Annotated in this window: 2 protein-coding genes; both read right to left on the bottom strand. The window is 73.3% G+C overall.

Features of this window, described 5'->3' with window-relative positions; all coding sequences use genetic code 11:
• The coding region (locus tag WC493_RS23345) for a hypothetical protein (RefSeq protein ID WP_373069067.1) at positions 1 to 623 on the bottom strand (623 nt) is incomplete at its 3' end.
• A 50-nt stretch (positions 624 to 673) separates the two neighbouring features.
• Positions 674 to 2649 (bottom strand): VWA domain-containing protein (locus tag WC493_RS23340; RefSeq protein ID WP_373069065.1); only part of this gene is annotated, 1976 nt, incomplete at its 5' end.

Raw genomic sequence — 2649 nt, 5'->3', positions numbered from 1 at the left:
TCGGGCTTGAGCCACTTGATCTCGGCGAAGACATCCTCCGGCTGCTCCTCCGCGGCGGCTGGTTCGGCCGGTGCCGGCGGCGCTTCTTCGGGGACGATCGCCGGCGCGGGCCCGAGGGTCGCCGCGAACTCCGTGAGCGCGAGGGCGTCGTCGTCCGTCGTCGCCGGTTGGACCAGGGCGACGCCGGCCGGCGCCACGACCGGCCGGCTCACCATGGCGGTCAGCACCAGTCCGGCGGCGAGCGCCGCGATGGCCGAATACCAGGCCAACCCGCCCGGGGCGCGGCGTCCGGCGAGCCGGTGCGCCACGTCGCGCCGCTGCTCGGCCGCCAGTTCGCTGTCGGACTCCGCCAGTTCGAGCGCCGACTCGATGCGGGCCTGCATTTTCCAGCGCCGGTCCAGCCGGCGCGCCACCGCGGCGGCCGTCAGCGTTGACTGATGTTGCAGCCAGCGACAGAGGATGACGGCGCCCACGCAGGCGACCGCCCATCCGGTCACGAAGCCGTGCGGCCACCACTCGTTGGCTTCCGCCCGCACTCCCGCGCAAGCCGCCACCATGAAGGCCAGCGCCCAGAACAGCGGACTGAGCCGCGCCCGCCGATGCGCGGCGCGAACCAGTTGCACCGGATCGGACTCCGGAGACGGGCGGACGGGAGAAGAAGGGAGCGCGCGGTTCATCGTGACGTGCGGTTCGCCAAGGCCAGCTCGAGCAGCATCACGGTCGCGGCCAGCGCCAGGCACCAGCCCCAGAGCCCGGTCTTTTGTTCCGCCTCCACCCCGGCCAGCAGCCGGCGTTGCGAGGCGTCGTCCGGCGCCGGCGCGGCGGAGACGAGGTCTTCCCAGGGCGAGCCGTCGGACCAGGGCGTCAGATCGCTTTCCTCGCGCGCGAGATTCACCGCCCAGAGGGCCGCACCCGCTTCGCGTTCGAGCGTGTAGATTCCCGGCGCCGCCGGCGTCACCGCGTGCTCGACCTGGCGCGGCGGCTCGTCCCGGGCCGGACCGGCGAGCGCCCGCCACGAACCGGAACCGCCGGGCAGCGCGATCGGTTCACCGACACTGAACTCCGGCATCGGGGCTTCGCGCGCGCCCGATTCCATCAGATACCGGATCGAACGATGCAGGAACGGCACGAAGGCCCCCTCGACCGGCCAGTCGCCGTCGCGCCGGTCCGCGGAAAAACCGCACAGGAGCATCCGGCCGTTGGCGACACGCGCCTCGCCGATCGCCACCGAATCGTCGTTCCAGAACGCGATCGGTTCCGTCGCGGCACGCGGCAAGGCCCACGCCTGACGGAAACGCCAGTCGACGAGTCCGCGCAATCCGTGCCGGGCCAGCGGAGCCACCAGCGCGTGCTCCGGCGCCCATTCGCGCAGGCGCGGCGGTTCCGTTTTTGTGCCCGCGGGCGTCAGCGCGATGCCGTGCCGGCTCCACCAGTCCGACGCGGCGATCGACCGGTCGATCAGGACCAGCAACTGGCCGCCGCCGGCCAGGAACGCATCGAGTCGGGCGGCGGATTCTCCGGCAAAGGTCGCCGCGTTGCGCAGCACCGCCACGGCGGGGGCCGGCCATTCGCCCTCCGGGACGGTCGAGTGATCGAGTTTCGGCGGCAGCCCGCTGAAGGCGCCGAAGGCCGCCGCCACATGGTCGAATCCGTCGCTGGCCGGCGCCCGGTCGAGCAGGATCTTGCCGAGGGTTTCGACGGCCGGCGGCACCAGGGCGTAAACGCTGTCGTCGGCCGGCAGGTCGTCGGCGTCGAGCGCGAACCGCACCCACCGGGCTTTCGCCGCCGCGGGCAATTCCACCCGCACCCGGCGTTCCTCCCCGCCGGCGAGTTCCACCGTGGTTTCGCCGTCCGGCTGCCCGGAGGCTTCCGCGAAGACCCGCAACGTGCGCGACTGGCCGGGCCCGGGCATGGCCGCGATCGCGACCTCCGCCGCCAGCGCGCCCGAGGGCGTGCGGATGACGAGGGGCGAATGCAGCCAGGCCTGCCGGGCGGCGGCGGCCGGGATCCCGGCAAACACCACCTGCACGCCGGCGGGCAGCTTTTGCTTGAAGTCGGCGCCGATCCAGCCGGCGCGCTGGTGGTCGCCCACCAGGATGATCCGGCGTTCCTGCGCCGGGTTGGCCGCCAGCACGTCGGCCGCCAGCCGCAGCGCCGGCTCGGGCCGCGTGATGTCCCAGCCGGGTTGGATCGTGTCGAGCGCGCGGCCGACCGCCCCGCCGTCGCCGGTCAGCGGCACGATCCAGGCCGGCGTCGGATTCATCACGAGCAGTCCGAACGCCTCGTCGTGGCCGGAGCCTTGCAATTGCCCGCGCGCCCAGGCGCGCAACGTCTCCCAGCGGCCCGTCGCCTGCATGCTGAAGGAATTGTCGACGATGACGACCGTCGCGCGGCGGCCGGTGAAATACGCCTCGAGATACGGCCGGGCAAAGGCCGCCGCGAGCAGGGCGAAGACCGTGGCGCGCAGCAGCAGCACGAGCCAGCGGCGGATCCAGTGATGCCGCGTCGGACGCGCCGCCAGGGCGAGGAAGCGCAGGGTGGGGAGGGGTTGCGGCCGGCCGGCCCGCAGCCGCAGCAGATGCAGCAGCAGCGGCACGGCGGCGGCGGCCAAGCCGTAGAGAAAGACGGGGAAAAGCCACTGGGTCGGCG

It is taken from the genome of Zavarzinia sp. (genome assembly GCF_041650655.1).
Taxonomy (GTDB): domain Bacteria; phylum Pseudomonadota; class Alphaproteobacteria; order Zavarziniales; family Zavarziniaceae; genus Zavarzinia.
Note: the sequence above shows the minus strand (reverse complement) of the source record. Positions and strands in the feature narration are given on the sequence as shown.